Genomic DNA, 14586 nt, shown 5'->3' on the forward strand with positions numbered 1-14586 from the left:
CCGACGAAAGCGGCATTGCGAGACATCATGGCCACCGGCTTTTACTCCCACCCCGACTGCCTTCGACACGACAACGGCCAGTGGCATCCCGAGTGTCCGGCGCGTTTGCAGGCGATCGAAGATCAGCTGATCGCGAGCCGGATCGATTCGCTCATCGAGCGCGAGGAGGCGCCGCTCGCCGAGGAAACCGACCTCGCGCGCGTGCACACGCAGGCGCACATCGACTACATCAAGAGCCGCACCCCGGAGTCGGGCAGAAGCGAACTCGATCCCGATACGTCGATGTGCCCCGAGTCCTATCGCGCCGCGTTGCGCGCGGCGGGCGCGGCGATCGCGGCGACCGATGCCGTCATCGAAGGCCGTTACGACAACGCGTTCTGCAGCGTGCGCCCGCCGGGCCATCACGCGGAGCCCGCGCGCGCGATGGGCTTCTGCCTCTTCAACAACGTCGCGATCGCCGCGCGTCATGCGCTCGAAGTGCACGGCTTGCAGCGCGTCGCGATCGTCGATTTCGACGTGCATCACGGCAACGGCACCGAGGCCGCGTTCAGCGGCGATTCGCGCGTGCTGATGTGCAGCTTCTTCCAGCATCCGTTCTACCCGTTCAGCGGCGCCGACAATCACGCGTCGAACATGGTCAACGTGCCGCTGCCCGCGCGCACGAAGGGCATGCAGGTGCGTGAAGTCGTCGACATGTTATGGCTGCCGCGGCTCGAGGAATTCAAGCCGCAGATGATCTTCGTCTCCGCCGGCTTCGACGCCCATCGCGAAGACGACATGGCCAACATGGGTCTCGTCGAGGACGATTACGCGTGGATCACCGAGCAGGTCCGCGCGGTGGCGAAGCGTCACGCGCAAGGGCGCATCGTGAGTTGTCTGGAAGGTGGATACAACCTGTCGGCGCTGGGTCGCAGCGTCGTCGCGCATCTACGGGTGCTCGCGGAAATCTAGCGGGGCGTATGCGTGCGCGCGTAGTCGGCGCGCACCAGAATCCAGTCGATGAGCTCGCGGATCACGCGATCGCGGTCGAGATCGTTGAGCGTCTCGTGCGCGCTGCCTACGTGAATCGAGAGCGTGCTGTCGGTCGATCCCGCGTTCGCTTCGAATTCGCGGCTGCCGGCGGGATCGCAGATCGCGTCCTCGCTGCCGTGGAAGACGAGAAGCGGCAGTGCGATCTCGCCTCGTTTCGCCGCCACGCGCTCCATCCCGGCGAGAATCTGCGCGGCCGTGCGCGCCGGGACCGCGCCGTGAAGCACGAGCGGATCACGTTTATACGCTTCGACGACACCCGGCGCGCGCGAAAGCAGCGCCGGGTCGATGCTGAACGCGGCCAGACGCGGCGCTACAGTCCCGACGATGCGCGAAAATTTCGCCTTCCAGCGAGGCGTGCCCGCGCCGATCTTCAACGCAGGACTCGACAGAATCAACCCGGCCAGCTTTTTCTCTTTCGCGCGTTCGGCGGCATAGAGCGCCGCGATCGTGCCGCCCATGCTATGGCCCATCAGAAAGAGCGGCGTGGCGACGGGCGGCGTCGCGGCGCACGCTTCGAGCAGCACGTCGGCGTCGCGCAGATAGTCCGTGAACACGCGCACCCAGGCCCGATCGCCCGACGACTTCCCGTGACCGCGCAAATCGATCGCGATCACTTCGATGCCCGCCGCGTTCAACGCGACCGCAAGCGCGTCGTAACGCCCCGCGTGCTCGCCGAGGCCGTGCACGAGCGCGATGCGCGCCTTCGGTTCGACATCCGGCGCGGGCTGCCAGCGATGCAGGAACAGTTCCACGCCGCTTCGCGTCGTGACTGCGCTCGTCGAATAAATATGCCGGGACATGAGCCTGTAAATATCTCCACGTTATTAGTCGATCTGAAATCATTATTAAACAGAATGTAACGCGTCCGGTAAAATCGCGGGCGACGGTACTACTACGACTACAAACAGGCGGCGGCCGGCGGCGCGGGTGCGTTTCACCCGGCGAGCCTTCCGCCGTTTGCATTTTTCATGATCGAAATACGCAATCTCTCGCAGCGCTTCGCGGGGCCCCGGGGCTGGGTCGAGGCGCTGCACAACGTCAATCTGACGATTCCCGCCGGCGAAGTGTTCGGCATCATCGGGCGCAGCGGCGCTGGCAAGAGCACGCTGGTGCGCACCATCAATCTGCTGACGCGGCCGAGCGAAGGCAACGTGATCGTCGACGGACGCGATCTCACGACGCTCGGCAAGGACGATCTGCGCGCGGCGCGCCGCGACATCGGCATGATCTTTCAGCATTTCAATCTGCTGAGCTCGCGCACGGTGTACGACAACGTCGCGTTGCCGCTCGAACTCGCCGGCAAGAAGCGCGCGGAAATCGAGGCGGCCGTCTTGCCGCTGCTCGATCTCGTCGGTCTCACGACGCACAAGGACAAGTATCCCGCGCAGATCAGCGGCGGGCAGAAGCAGCGCGTGGGCATCGCGCGGGCGCTCGCGAGCAGGCCGAAAGTGCTGCTTTCCGACGAAGCCACGTCCGCGCTCGATCCGGAAACCACGCGCGCGATTCTCGATCTGCTGCGCAAGATCAATCACGAACTTGGTCTTACGATCGTGCTCATCACGCATCAGATGGAAGTGATCAAGCAAGTGTGCGATCGCGTCGCGGTGCTCGACGCGGGCCGCGTGGTGGAGGAGGGCAAGGTCGTCGATGTCTTCATGCAGCCGCATCACGAAGTCACGCGCGCGCTGATCGGCGATGTGATCGCGCATGAGTTGCCGCCCGCGTTGAAGGCGCGCGTCATCGAGCGCCTGAAGACCGGCAGCGGCCATTTGCTGCGGCTCGCGTTCACCGGCTCGGGCGTCGATCAGCCGATTCTCTCGGAGACGATCCGCCGTTACGAGCTCGATTTCAACATCCTGCACGGCCAGATCGACGAGATTCAGGGCCAGGCGTTCGGCTCGCTCGCGGTGCTCGCGGGTGGTCAGCCGGTGAAGATCGCGGAAGCGATCGAGTATTTGCGTTCTCAGGGCGTCGTCGTGGAGGAGTTGTCCCATGTTGAGTGAAATGTTCGACATGTTCGTGCAGTCGTTCTGGGAAACGCTGATCATGGTCGGCATCTCGGGGCTCGTCGGCGCGGCCGTCGGCCTGCCGCTCGGCGTGCTGCTCTATCTCACCGATCGCGATGGCGTGTTGCAGAACATCGGCGTGAATCGCGTGCTCGGCGGCATCGTCAATGCGGTGCGTTCGACGCCGTTCATCATCCTGCTCGTCGCGGTGATCCCGTTCACGCGGCTCGTCGTCGGCTCGTCGATCGGCACCGCGGCCGCTGTGGTGCCGTTGACCATCGCCGCTGCGCCGTTCATCGCGCGGCTTGTCGAAACCGCGCTGCGCGAAGTGGATCGCGGTCTCATCGAAGCCGCGCAGGCGATGGGCGCGACCACGAGCCAGATCGTCTTCAAGGTGCTGCTGCCGGAATCGCTGCCGGGCGTCGTGGCGGGGCTCACCATCACGTTCGTGTCGCTCGTCGGCTATTCGGCGATGGCGGGCGCGATCGGCGGCGGCGGTCTCGGCGATCTCGGCATCCGCTATGGCTATCAGCGCTTCTTGCCTGAAGTGATGCTCACCGTCGTGGTCATCCTCATCGTGTTCGTGCAGCTCGTGCAATCCTTCGGCGACTGGCTCGTTCGTCGTCTCAGCCATAAATAACCACTCAAGAAAACCATGCAACGTCGATTCATTTTGAAGTTCGCCGCCGCGCTTCTGAGCGCAACGCTGTTCAACGGCGTCGCGCACGCTGAAGACGCGATCAAGCTGGGCGTGACCGGCGGCCCGCACGCGCAGATCATGGATGTCGTGAAGCAGGTCGCCGCGAAGAACGGCCTCAAGATCACGGTCGTCGAGTTCTCGGATTACGTGCAGCCGAACGCCGCGCTCGCCGCCGGCGATCTCGACGCGAACAGCTATCAGCATCTGCCGTATCTCGACGCACAGGTGAAGGACCGCGGCTACAAGCTCATCCGGATCGCCGATACCGTGACGTTTCCCATGGGCATCTATTCGAAGAAGCTGAAGTCGCTGTCGGCGCTCGGCAACGGCGCGCGCATCGCGGTGCCTAACGATCCGACCAACGGCGGCCGTGCATTGTTGCTGCTGCAGAAGCAAGGCCTGATCAAACTGCGCGCGGACGCGGGCCTGAAGGCGACGCCGCTCGATATCGTCGAGAATCCGAAGAAACTGAAGATCGTCGAACTCGACGCCGCGCAGATTCCGCGCTCGCTCGACGACGTCGACGCCGCCGCAATCAACACGAACTTCGCGATGGAAGCCGGCCTCAAGCCGAAGTCGGACGCGATCGCCATCGAGGATCCGCGCGGTCCGTACGTCAACATCATTGCGATCCGCGCGGCCGACAAGGACAAGCCGTGGGTCGCCAAACTCATCGCGGCGTATCACTCGCCGGAGGTGAAGCAGTTCGTCGAAGGCAAATATGCGGGGGCGGTGATTACGGCCTGGTAATCGATTTCACGGGTGATGTTCGGGTTTTCGTGGATAGAAATAGAACGACCGTTCGATAAAAATAAGCGCATAGCTATTGCACGATGCCTCAACCCACCCGTCGCGGGAGGGGTTATCCGTCGCGTCGCTCGTATAATGACGCTGGGTTGACGTAATCGTAACTTTGGAGCGTGTGCATGAAAATTCTGGTGCCAGTCAAGCGCGTGGTCGACTACAACGTGAAGGTCCGGGTGAAGTCGGATAACACGGGCGTCGATATCGCCAATGTGAAGATGTCGATGAACCCGTTCGACGAGATCGCCGTCGAAGAGGCGGTGCGTCTGAGGGAAGCGGGTGTTGCGACGGAAGTGATTGCCGTGTCGTGCGGCGTGACACAGTGTCAGGAAACGCTGCGTACTGCGCTGGCAATTGGCGCGGATCGCGCGATCCTCGTCGAATCCGCCGACGAACTGCAACCGCTGGCGGTGGCGAAGATTCTGAAGGCGCTGGTCGATCAGGAAAAGCCTGAACTCGTCATCCTCGGCAAGCAGGCAATCGACGACGATTCGAATCAAACGGGTCAGATGCTTGCTGCACTGGCAGGTCTGCCGCAGGCGACGTTCGCATCGAAGGTCGTGGTCGCGGATGGCAAGGCGACTGTGTCGCGTGAAGTCGATGGCGGCGCGGAAACGCTGTCGCTGAAGCTTCCCGCAGTGATCACCACGGATCTGCGTCTGAACGAGCCGCGCTACGTGACGCTGCCGAACATCATGAAGGCGAAGAAGAAGACGCTGACGACGGTGAAGCCCGCCGATCTGGGCGTCGATGTCGCGCCGCGTCTGAAGACGCTGAAGGTCGTCGAGCCGCCGAAGCGCAGCGCGGGCATCATGGTGCCCGACGTGAAGACGCTGGTCGAGAAGCTCAAGACCGAAGCCAAAGTGCTGTAAAGGAGACGCGAAAAAATGACGATTCTGGTAATTGCGGAACACGACAATGCGTCGATCAAGGCAGCGACGCTGAACACGGTTGCAGCGGCGACGAAGGTTGGCGGCGATGTGCATGTGCTGGTCGCAGGTTCGAACGCGCAGGGCGCGGCGGATGCGGCAGCGAAGATCGCGGGCGTCGCAAAAGTGCTGCTCGCCGATGCGCCTCAACTCGCCGACGGCCTGGCTGAGAACATTGACGGCACGGTACTGAACATCGCGAAGGACTATTCGCATATCTTCGCGCCGGCGACCGCTTACGGTAAGAACATCGCGCCGCGTATCGCCGCGCATCTCGATGTCGCGCAGATCAGCGATATCACCGCCGTCGATAGCGCAGACACGTTCGAGCGTCCGATCTACGCGGGCAACGCCATCGCAACGGTGCAATCGAGCGATCCGATCAAGGTCGTCACCGTTCGCGCAACGGGTTTCGATCCGGTTGCTGCGGAAGGTGGTAACGCTCAGATCGAAAAGATCGAAGCAGCAGCCGACGCGGGCATCTCGCAGTTCGTGAGCCGTGAAGTGACGAAGCTGGATCGTCCGGAACTGACGAGCGCACACATCATCGTGTCGGGCGGACGTGGACTGGGTAGCGGCGAGAACTATACGAAGACGCTGGAGCCGCTCGCGGACAAACTCAACGCGGCGCTGGGCGCATCGCGCGCGGCAGTCGATGCTGGCTATGTGCCGAACGACTATCAGGTCGGTCAAACCGGCAAGATCGTCGCGCCGCAACTGTATGTGGCTGTCGGCATCTCGGGCGCGATCCAGCATCTCGCGGGCATGAAGGATTCGAAGGTCATCGTCGCGATCAACAAAGACCCGGAAGCGCCGATCTTCAGCGTGGCCGATTACGGTCTCGTCGGCGATCTGTTCGCGGTCGTGCCGGAACTGGTGAAAGAACTCGGCTAAACCGCGCCGTGTGAGTCGAACACTCGCCACAAAGAAAAACAAAGGGCGCGACGAACGTTGCGCCCTTTTTTTGTACCGAAATATCGTTAGAGAGAGGAGACAAGACGATGAGCTACAGCGCCCCGGTCAAGGACATGCTGTTCGTAATGAAGGAACTGGCGGATATCGACAGCATCGCCGCGCTGCCTGGTCACGAAGATGCAGGCTTCGACACGGCGCAGGCCGTCGTCGAGGAAGCCGCGCGTTTTTGCGGCGAAGTCCTGGCGCCGCTGAATGTCGCCGGTGACCGCACGCCGAGCGCGTGGGCGAACGGCGAAGTCACGACGACGCCCGGCTTCAAGGCCGCGTTCCGTCAGTTCGCGGAAGGCGGCTGGCAAGGCGTCATCCATCCGGTGGACTTCGGCGGGCAGGGCTTGCCGAAGCTCATCGCGACGCCGTGCATCGAAGCGCTGAACTCGGCGAATCTCTCCTTCGCATTGTGTCCGCTGCTCACCGACGGCGCGATCGAGGCGCTCCTCACCGCAGGCAGCGATGAACAGAAGGCGCTCTACTTGCCGAAGTTCATCGAAGGTGAATGGACCGGCACGATGAATCTCACGGAGCCGCAGGCGGGCTCCGATCTGGCGCTCGTGCGCACGCGCGCCGAGCCGCAGGGCGACGGCACGTACAAGGTCTTCGGCACGAAGATCTTCATCACCTACGGCGAGCACGATATGGCGAAGAACATCGTGCATCTCGTGCTCGCGCGCACGCCCGACGCGCCCGAAGGCGTGAAAGGCATTTCGCTCTTTCTCGTGCCGAAGTTTCTCGTCAACGAAGACGGCTCGCTCGGCGCACGCAACGACGTGCATTGCGTATCGATCGAACACAAGCTCGGCATCAAGGCCAGCCCGACCGCGGTGCTGCAATACGGCGATCACGGTGGCGCGATCGGCTATCTGATCGGCGAGGAGAATCGCGGTCTCGAATACATGTTCATCATGATGAACGCGGCGCGTTTTGCCGTCGGCATGCAGGGTGTCGCGGTCGCCGAGCGCGCGTATCAGCAGGCGGTCGCGTATGCGAAAGAGCGCGTGCAGAGCCGTCCCGTCGATGGCAGCGCGAAGGAGCCCGTAACGATCATCCATCATCCCGACGTGCGCCGCATGCTCTCGACGATGCGCGCCTACACCGAAGGCGCCCGCGCGCTCGCGTATGTCGCGGCGGCGCATAGCGATTTCGCGCACGGTCATCCGGACGACGCCGCCAGGAAGAGCCATCAGGCGATCTACGAGTACCTCGTGCCGATCGTGAAGGGCTTCAGCACGGAAATGTCCGTCGATGTGGCGAGCCTCGGCGTGCAGGTGCATGGCGGCATGGGCTTCATCGAGGAGACGGGCGCGGCGCAGCATTATCGCGATGCGCGCATCCTGCCGATCTACGAAGGCACGACCGCGATTCAGGCCAACGATCTCATCGGCCGCAAGACCGTGCGCGATGGCGGCGCCACGGCGCAGGCGCTGCTCGCGCAGATCGATCAGACCATCGCGGCGCTCGCGGAAGCGGACGGCCAGCCGTTCAAGTCGATGCATCGGCACTTGAGCGCGGGAAGTCTTTCGCTGGCGCGCGCGGTCGAGTTCATCGTCGCGAAATTCAAGAGCGATCCGAATGCGGTGTTCGCGGGCAGCGTGCCGTATCTGCGGCTCGCGGGCATCGTGCTGGCGGGATGGCAGATGGCGCGCGCGATGCTCGTCGCACAGGCGAAGCGCGCGGACGACGAGCGTTTCTATTCCGCGAAGATCGCGACGGCGGAGTTCTTCGCCGAGCACATTCTGTCGCTCGCGCCGGGGATCGAGGCGTCGATCGTCAGCGCGAACGGGCGGGAAGGCGTACTCGCGTTGAGCGAAGACCAGTTCTAAAAGACTAAAAGAAAAGGCGCCGCAAGGCGCCTTTGTTTTTCATGCGATAGCGGCAATCATGCGTTCGCGTATCCCGGACGCGTCTTCACGCCGACATCGCCGAAGTAGCGGTGCACCGACAGATCGTCGGCACGGATCGCGGGCTGCTTGCCCGACATCAGGTCCGCCAGCAACTGACCCGAGCCGCACGACATCGTCCAGCCGAGCGTGCCGTGACCGGTATTCAGGAACAGATTCGGCACCGGCGTGCGGCCAACGATCGGCGTGCCGTCCGGCGTCATCGGACGCAGGCCGGTCCAGAACGTGGCGCTCGCGGTATCGCCGCCGCCCGGGAACAGGTCGTTCACGCACATTTCGAGCGTTTCGCGACGGGCCTGCTTCAGCTTCCTGTCATAGCCGACGATTTCAGCCATGCCGCCCACGCGGATACGGTCGTCGAAACGCGTGATCGCGATCTTGTACGTCTCGTCGAGCACGGTCGAGACCGGCGCGCGCTTCGCATCCACGATCGGCGCGGTGATCGAGTAGCCCTTCAGCGGATAAACCGGAATCTTCACGAGATCGCCGAGCAGCTTCGGCGAATACGAGCCGAGCGCGACGACATACGAATCCGCCGTCACCAGTTCCTTGCCGCACTGCACGCCCGCGATGCGGCCGTTGCTGACGGCGAGCGCGTCGATCGACGTGTTGTAGCGGAACTTGACGCCGAGCGCTTCGGCCATGGCGGCGAGCTGCGTCGTGAACATCTGGCAGTCGCCGGTCTCGTCGTTCGGCAGGCGCAGACCGCCCGTCAATTTGTGCGACACGGCGGCGAGAGCCGGCTCGGCCGTCTTCAATTCATCGGTCGTGAGCAGTTCGAACGGCACGTTCGCGTCCTTCAGCACCGCGATGTCCTTGCCCGCGCCGTCGAATTGCTGCTGCGTGCGGAACAGTTGCAACGTGCCGCCCGTACGGCCTTCGTACGAGATGCCGGTGTCGGCGCGCAACGCCTGCAGGCAATCGCGGCTGTATTCGGCGAGGCGGACCATGCGGCCTTTGTTGACCGTGTAGCGATCCTGCGTGCAGTTGCGCAGCATTTGCCACATCCACTGCAACTGGTTCATCGTGCCGTCGAGGCGGATGGCGAGCGGCGCGTGCTTTTCGAACATCCACTTCACAGCCTTGAGCGGCACGCCCGGCGCGGCCCACGGCGATGCGTAGCCCGGGGAGATCTGTCCGGCGTTCGCGAAACTCGTTTCGAGGGCGGGGCCAGCTTCGCGGTCGATGACCGTGACTTCGTGACCGGCGCGAGCGAGGTAATACGCGCTCGTGACACCGACGACGCCGCTTCCGAGAATAACGATTCGCATGTGATCTCCATCCAGATTCGATGAAACTTCCGAGTGCGCGGGCCTTAAGGCGATCGACGCGACAAACTGAAGCTCGTATAGTGTTATCGACTATGGTATGGACTTCGACCCAGTTTTAGTTATTGTATTTTATCGATTTTCAGGAAAAACCAATGCGAACTCAGCGAAATCCAGTACGCGCTCTCGACAAGCTCGATCACAAGATCCTGAACATTCTTCAAGAGGACGGCCGCATCGCGATGAAAGACCTGGCCGAGCGCGTCGGGCTGTCGGTGACGCCTTGCATCGAGCGCGTCAAACGCATGGAGCGCGATGGCGTCATCATGGGCTACTACGCGCGCGTGAATCCGAACGAGCTGGGCGCTGCGCTGCTCGTATTCGTCGAGATCACGCTCGATCACAAGAGCGGCAACATGTTCGAGCAATTCAGGCGCGAAGTTCAGAAGATTCCCGAGGTGCTCGAATGCCACCTCGTATCGGGCGATTTCGACTATCTGATCAAGGCGCGGATCGGCGAGATGGCGGACTATCGCAAGCTGCTCGGCGACATCCTTTTGCAGTTACCGGGCGCGGTGCAGTCCAAGAGCTATGTGGTGATGGAGGAGATAAAGGAGACGCTGAAGATTCTCGTCGAGACGTGATTTTCCGCTTGCGATGGCGAAGCAATACTGTATATTTATACAGTATTAATCGATGGATTTCGTCGCAATGTCATCGCACGATCGTGAGTATCCCGTCGCGCCACCCGCTCCGCTGAAGGGGCGCGGGGCGGTCACGAATATCCAGGGGCGTTACGAGAAGGACGAGCGTGAACGTGTCGACGATGGCTGGGCGCACACCGCCGATCCCGAGGACGAAGGCGCGCCACCGCTGCGCACCCAGATTTTCGAGGAGCGGGCGAAAAGCATTCTGACGCGCAACAGCTCGCCGGACATTCCGTTTTCCGTTTCGCTGAATCCCTATCGCGGCTGTGAGCACGGCTGCATCTATTGCTTCGCTCGCCCTACACACAGCTATCTCGGACTATCGCCGGGGCTGGATTTCGAAAGCCGGATCTACGCGAAGATCAACGCGCCGGAATTGCTCGAACGCGAACTGGCGAAACCGAACTACGAAGCCGAGCCGATCGCGCTCGGCGTCAACACGGACGCGTATCAACCGGTCGAGCGCGATCTGCAAATCACGCGGCGTGTCATTCAGGTGCTGCACGATTGCGGGCATCCGTTCGCGGCGATCACGAAGAATTCGCTGATCGAGCGCGACATCGACCTGCTTGCGCCGATGGCCGGGCGCGGCCAGGTGATGGCGGCGATCACGGTCACCACGCTGGATGCCGATATCGCACGAACGCTCGAGCCACGTGCGGCGACGCCGTCGCGGCGTCTTCGCACGATCCGGACGCTCGCCGAGGCGGGCATTCCGGTAGGCGTGAGCATCGCACCGGTCATTCCGTTCGTGACGGAGCCGGACATGGAGCGTGTTCTGGAAGCGTGCGCCGAAGCAGGGGCCACGAGCGCGAGCTATATCGTGCTGCGTCTGCCGTGGGAAGTTGCGCCGCTCTTCAAGGGCTGGCTTGCCGCGCATTTCCCCGATCGCGCGGATCGCGTGATGAGTCGCGTGCGCGACATGCGTGGCGGCAAGGACTACGACTCGGATTTTTCGACGCGCATGAAAGGCGAGGGTCTGTGGGCCGATATGCTCAAGCAGCGCTTTCAAAAGGCGACGAAACGCCTCGGGCTTAATGCACGGCAACGCGGCATTCTTGACATGTCCGAGTTCCAGCGGCCCGCGAAACGAGCGGGCCCGCCGTCCAGCCCGCAACTCGACCTGTTCTGACGTTTTATTGCGACAGCGTTTTCGCCGCCTCGACCTGACTTTCGAAGTACGTCTGAAACGTGAGCGCGAGACCGGTCATCAGCAGGAACGCGCCGAACAGGAGCGAAAAAATCACGACGAAAATGACCGTCCAGCCAGAGCGGCTGCTGCGGCCGGTGTGTGCATTGAACTGCGCGTCCCATTTGGCGTCGGGGCGCAGGCCGTAGACGATGGCCGAGAGAAAGGCGGCCAGCAGCGAAATCGCACCCGGGAACGCCAGCACCCAGCCGAGAAGCGAAGCGCGCTCCGTTTTCGCGAGCAACAGATAGCCGAACGCCCCCAGAACGATACCGACGATATGCGCCCAGCCGTACTTGTCGCGCATTCCATACAGATAGAAGCGGTGCAAGCCGATGTAGCCGAACAGGAACGCGAGCGCGGCGGTCAGCGTCTTCGAGCGGAAATAGGGTGGAACCTGCTTGCCGGCCGGTTTTGAGCCGGCTTGCGTGGCGACGGACGAGGAAGTCATCAGCGAAAGCGGTGGTGGAAAGAGGCGGGCGTCGCTTGCAAGCCGACGCGGTCAGCCATTTTACGCCGACGTGTGTCCGCACCACCAATGGCGCATCGCCGCGTCGGCGTGATTCCCGGTATCCGGAAACGTGCTGGAATCGCTGCGAATCCGGCTTGCATCCAAAAAATGCGTTAAGTGTTTGTTAGAGCTTCACATTCCGGCTATAATCGCCTGTTCTCGTTGTTCCGAACCCCGGTTTTCAAGGATTTCAGCATGGTCATCATCCGCTTGGCTCGTGGCGGCTCGAAGAAGCGCCCGTTCTACAACATCGTTGCAACCGACTCGCGTAGCCGCCGTGATGGCCGCTTCATCGAGCGCGTGGGTTTCTACAACCCGGTCGCGACCAAAGGCGAATCGCTGCGCATCGCTCAGGATCGCCTGACGTACTGGCAAGGCGTTGGCGCGCAACTGTCGCCGACCGTCGAGCGTCTCGTCAAGCAAGCTCAGCAAGCCCAGCCGGCTGCTTAAGCTCGCTTCGTCGACGCTGTAACAGCCGCTCGAAACCTGCCCAAAGATTCGCCGATGTCTACGCGCAATACTGAATCCGGTCGCGTGCCGGAAGATATCGACCGAACAAAGCCGGGGCACGATGAGAGTTCCGCCACGTTTGGCGCGTTCGTCCGCAAGCCGGGCGCGCGTCACGTGGCGGTCGACATTTCGAGCTCGAAGACGCCGCAAGGCGGAATCGAATCGGTCGAGGCTTTGCCTGACGATGCCGTCGAACTCGGTTTCATTGCCGATGCATACGGTCTCAAAGGCTGGGTCAAGATCGTGCCGCACGCGAACGGCAAGCAGGGCGGCGACGCGCTGCTGAACGCCAAACGCTGGTGGCTCGTCAAAGGCCGCGATTACAAGTCCGCGCGCTGTCTGCAGTCGAAAGTGCATGCCGATACGATCGTCGCGCGCTTCGCCGGCTGTGATGACCGCGATACGGCACTCGCGCTGAAAGGGCACACGGTGAATATCGCGCGCAGCGATTTCCCGAAGCTCGACAGCGAAGACGAATTCTACTGGGTCGATCTGATCGGCCTGGATGTCGAAAGTGAAGCGGGCGTGGCCTTGGGCCGCGTTGCGGATCTGATCGACAACGGCGCGCATTCCATCCTGCGGATCGAGTATCCGAGTACCGACAAGGATGGCAAGCCCGTCGCCGGCGAGCGGCTGATTCCGTTCGTCGGCGTGTATGTGAAGACGGTGGACCGGGCGGCGAAGCGTATCGTCGTCGACTGGGACGCCGACTATTGAACATCGTCACGTTACGGAGAGAGCGATGCAGTTCGATGTCGTGACGCTCTTTCCCGAGATGTTTCGCGCGCTGACCGACTGGGGCATTACCAGCCGGGCGGTGAAGCAGGAGCGGTTCGGTTTGCGGACGTGGAATCCGCGCGATTTCACTACGGACAACTACCGCACCATCGACGATCGCCCTTATGGCGGCGGTCCCGGCATGGTGATGCTGGCGCGCCCGCTGGAAGACGCGATCCACGCGGCCAAGGCTGCGCAGCGCGAGCAGGGAATTACGTCGACGCGCGTCGTGATGATGTCGCCGCAAGGTGCGAAACTGGACCACGACCGCGTGATGCGGTTTGCGCAGGAACCGGGTCTCGTGCTGCTGTGCGGCCGTTACGAAGCGATCGACCAGCGCCTGATCGACCGTGAAGTGGACGAAGAGGTAAGTCTCGGCGACTTCGTGCTTTCGGGCGGAGAACTTCCCGCGATGGCGCTGATGGACGCCGTGGTGCGCCAGTTGCCCGGCGTGCTGAATGACGCGCAATCGGCGGTGCAGGACAGTTTCGTCGACGTATTACTCGACTGCCCGCACTACACGCGTCCGGAAGAATACGAGGGCGTGCGTGTTCCCGATGTGCTGCTCGGCGGCCATCACAAGGAAATCGACGCCTGGCGCAGGCGCGAAGCATTACGCAACACATTCAACAAGCGGCCCGATCTGATCCGACGGGCGCGTGACAGCAAGATGTTGAGCCGCACCGACGAGGCGTGGCTCGCAGAACTCGCGAAGGAAGCGTCGAAGTCTGCATAGATTTCGGGCGGACGAGCGGGAAAATGGGGGCGCTGGCTGAAAATCGGCGCCTGAAGCAAACCCATCCTCTACCGAGGCCTGACGCAAATACAAGGCACGCAACTTCGGCAAGATGGCACAAGGAGTCAGTAATGAATCTGATTGAGCAACTCGAGAAGGAAGAGATCGCACGCGTTCTGGGCGAGAAGAGCATCCCCGACTTCGCGCCGGGCGATACCGTCATCGTCAACGTGAACGTGGTCGAAGGCACGCGTAAGCGTGTCCAGGCTTACGAAGGCGTCGTCATCGCGAAGCGTAACCGTGGCCTGAACTCGAACTTCATCGTCCGCAAGATTTCGTCGGGCGAAGGCGTCGAGCGTACGTTCCAGACGTACTCGCCGCTGCTCGCGAGCATCGTCGTGAAGCGCCGTGGCGATGTTCGCCGCGCGAAGCTCTACTACCTGCGCGAGCGTTCGGGCAAGTCGGCTCGGATCAAGGAAAAGCTGGTCTTCAAAGACAAGGCTGCTGCTTCCGCAGAGTAAGCCGCTGTCCAGGCGTAGTACGGAAA

General features: G+C 62.4%; 16 protein-coding genes. 13 read left to right on the top strand and 3 right to left on the bottom strand.

The window, feature by feature from the left end:
• Positions 1–27: 27 nt before the first annotated feature.
• Positions 28–951 (top strand): histone deacetylase family protein, encoded by a 924-nt coding sequence (locus PQR08_RS14575; RefSeq protein WP_187605845.1) that lies wholly within the window; start codon positions 28–30, stop codon positions 949–951.
• Here the strand turns inward: PQR08_RS14575 and PQR08_RS14580 are convergent.
• Positions 948–1832, bottom strand: a complete 885-nt coding sequence (locus PQR08_RS14580; RefSeq protein WP_250483915.1) for an alpha/beta hydrolase — start codon at positions 1830–1832, stop codon at positions 948–950. The two genes, PQR08_RS14575 and PQR08_RS14580, sit on opposite strands and share 4 nt — an antisense overlap.
• A gap of 168 nt (positions 1833–2000) precedes the next feature.
• On the opposite strand from PQR08_RS14580, the gene PQR08_RS14585 reads away from it, so the two are divergent.
• The 6 genes from PQR08_RS14585 (at position 2001) to PQR08_RS14610 (ending at position 8263) form a co-directional block, all read left to right on the top strand.
• Entirely contained in the window at positions 2001–3035 is a 1035-nt protein-coding gene (locus PQR08_RS14585) for a methionine ABC transporter ATP-binding protein (RefSeq protein WP_250483914.1), read from the top strand.
• Positions 3025–3678, top strand: a complete 654-nt coding sequence (locus tag PQR08_RS14590) for a methionine ABC transporter permease (RefSeq protein ID WP_238212538.1) — start codon at positions 3025–3027, stop codon at positions 3676–3678. Before PQR08_RS14585 ends, PQR08_RS14590 begins: the two co-directional genes overlap by 11 nt.
• 15 nt (positions 3679–3693) lie before the next feature.
• The gene (locus PQR08_RS14595; RefSeq protein ID WP_187605842.1) at positions 3694–4488 is read left to right on the top strand and encodes a MetQ/NlpA family ABC transporter substrate-binding protein; all 795 of its coding nucleotides are present in this window, start codon (positions 3694–3696) and stop codon (positions 4486–4488) included.
• A gap of 176 nt (positions 4489–4664) precedes the next feature.
• Positions 4665–5414, top strand: a complete 750-nt coding sequence (locus PQR08_RS14600; protein ID WP_035503223.1) for an electron transfer flavoprotein subunit beta/FixA family protein — start codon at positions 4665–4667, stop codon at positions 5412–5414.
• Positions 5415–5429: 15 nt separating this feature from the next.
• Positions 5430–6365 (top strand): electron transfer flavoprotein subunit alpha/FixB family protein, encoded by a 936-nt coding sequence (locus tag PQR08_RS14605; RefSeq protein ID WP_250483913.1) that lies wholly within the window; start codon positions 5430–5432, stop codon positions 6363–6365.
• Positions 6366–6472: 107 nt separating this feature from the next.
• On the top strand, positions 6473–8263 hold the full coding sequence (locus PQR08_RS14610; protein ID WP_408161626.1) for an acyl-CoA dehydrogenase: 1791 nt from the start codon (positions 6473–6475) through the stop codon (positions 8261–8263).
• A gap of 56 nt (positions 8264–8319) precedes the next feature.
• Here the strand turns inward: PQR08_RS14610 and PQR08_RS14615 are convergent, their stop codons facing one another.
• The gene (locus PQR08_RS14615; protein WP_408161627.1) at positions 8320–9612 is read right to left on the bottom strand and encodes a D-amino acid dehydrogenase; all 1293 of its coding nucleotides are present in this window, start codon (positions 9610–9612) and stop codon (positions 8320–8322) included.
• 152 nt (positions 9613–9764) lie between these two features.
• Between PQR08_RS14615 and PQR08_RS14620 the strand changes: the two genes are divergently transcribed.
• Together PQR08_RS14620 and PQR08_RS14625 are read left to right on the top strand one after the other, a co-directional pair.
• Entirely contained in the window at positions 9765–10253 is a 489-nt protein-coding gene (locus tag PQR08_RS14620; RefSeq protein WP_035503319.1) for an Lrp/AsnC ligand binding domain-containing protein, read from the top strand.
• 67 nt (positions 10254–10320) lie between these two features.
• Positions 10321–11448, top strand: coding sequence for a PA0069 family radical SAM protein (locus tag PQR08_RS14625; protein WP_250483907.1), 1128 nt, complete (start codon positions 10321–10323; stop codon positions 11446–11448).
• 4 nt (positions 11449–11452) lie between these two features.
• Here the strand turns inward: PQR08_RS14625 and PQR08_RS14630 are convergent, their stop codons facing one another.
• Positions 11453–11956, bottom strand: coding sequence for a TM2 domain-containing protein (locus PQR08_RS14630; protein WP_250483906.1), 504 nt, complete (start codon positions 11954–11956; stop codon positions 11453–11455).
• Positions 11957–12211: 255 nt separating this feature from the next.
• Here PQR08_RS14630 and rpsP point away from each other — a divergent pair, with 255 nt between their 5' ends.
• The 4 genes from rpsP (at position 12212) to rplS (ending at position 14560) form a co-directional block, all read left to right on the top strand.
• On the top strand, positions 12212–12466 hold the full coding sequence (gene rpsP / locus PQR08_RS14635; protein WP_008342343.1) for a 30S ribosomal protein S16: 255 nt from the start codon (positions 12212–12214) through the stop codon (positions 12464–12466).
• A gap of 54 nt (positions 12467–12520) precedes the next feature.
• Positions 12521–13243 (top strand): ribosome maturation factor RimM, encoded by a 723-nt coding sequence (gene rimM, locus PQR08_RS14640; protein WP_250483905.1) that lies wholly within the window; start codon positions 12521–12523, stop codon positions 13241–13243.
• A gap of 25 nt (positions 13244–13268) precedes the next feature.
• Positions 13269–14039 (top strand): tRNA (guanosine(37)-N1)-methyltransferase TrmD, encoded by a 771-nt coding sequence (gene trmD, locus PQR08_RS14645; protein ID WP_238212531.1) that lies wholly within the window; start codon positions 13269–13271, stop codon positions 14037–14039.
• A 131-nt stretch (positions 14040–14170) separates the two neighbouring features.
• A complete protein-coding gene (gene rplS, locus PQR08_RS14650) occupies positions 14171–14560 on the top strand; it encodes a 50S ribosomal protein L19 (protein WP_035503232.1) in 390 nt (129 codons plus the stop codon).
• Positions 14561–14586: the final 26 nt, after the last annotated feature.

It is taken from the genome of Caballeronia jiangsuensis (genome assembly GCF_046030135.1).
Classification (GTDB): Bacteria; Pseudomonadota; Gammaproteobacteria; order Burkholderiales; family Burkholderiaceae; genus Caballeronia; species Caballeronia jiangsuensis.

Coding starts and splice junctions, on each gene's coding strand:
- PQR08_RS14625 (WP_250483907.1), top strand. CDS start 10,321: ATGTCATCGCACGATCGTGAGTATCCCGTCGCGCCACCCGCTCCGCTG.
- PQR08_RS14630 (WP_250483906.1), bottom strand. CDS start 11,956: ATGACTTCCTCGTCCGTCGCCACGCAAGCCGGCTCAAAACCGGCCGGC.
- PQR08_RS14585 (WP_250483914.1), top strand. CDS start 2,001: ATGATCGAAATACGCAATCTCTCGCAGCGCTTCGCGGGGCCCCGGGGC.
- PQR08_RS14610 (WP_408161626.1), top strand. CDS start 6,473: ATGAGCTACAGCGCCCCGGTCAAGGACATGCTGTTCGTAATGAAGGAA.
- PQR08_RS14580 (WP_250483915.1), bottom strand. CDS start 1,832: ATGTCCCGGCATATTTATTCGACGAGCGCAGTCACGACGCGAAGCGGC.
- PQR08_RS14575 (WP_187605845.1), top strand. CDS start 28: ATGGCCACCGGCTTTTACTCCCACCCCGACTGCCTTCGACACGACAAC.
- rpsP (WP_008342343.1), top strand. CDS start 12,212: ATGGTCATCATCCGCTTGGCTCGTGGCGGCTCGAAGAAGCGCCCGTTC.
- trmD (WP_238212531.1), top strand. CDS start 13,269: ATGCAGTTCGATGTCGTGACGCTCTTTCCCGAGATGTTTCGCGCGCTG.
- PQR08_RS14620 (WP_035503319.1), top strand. CDS start 9,765: ATGCGAACTCAGCGAAATCCAGTACGCGCTCTCGACAAGCTCGATCAC.
- PQR08_RS14590 (WP_238212538.1), top strand. CDS start 3,025: ATGTTGAGTGAAATGTTCGACATGTTCGTGCAGTCGTTCTGGGAAACG.
- PQR08_RS14600 (WP_035503223.1), top strand. CDS start 4,665: ATGAAAATTCTGGTGCCAGTCAAGCGCGTGGTCGACTACAACGTGAAG.
- PQR08_RS14615 (WP_408161627.1), bottom strand. CDS start 9,612: ATGCGAATCGTTATTCTCGGAAGCGGCGTCGTCGGTGTCACGAGCGCG.
- PQR08_RS14605 (WP_250483913.1), top strand. CDS start 5,430: ATGACGATTCTGGTAATTGCGGAACACGACAATGCGTCGATCAAGGCA.
- rimM (WP_250483905.1), top strand. CDS start 12,521: ATGTCTACGCGCAATACTGAATCCGGTCGCGTGCCGGAAGATATCGAC.
- rplS (WP_035503232.1), top strand. CDS start 14,171: ATGAATCTGATTGAGCAACTCGAGAAGGAAGAGATCGCACGCGTTCTG.
- PQR08_RS14595 (WP_187605842.1), top strand. CDS start 3,694: ATGCAACGTCGATTCATTTTGAAGTTCGCCGCCGCGCTTCTGAGCGCA.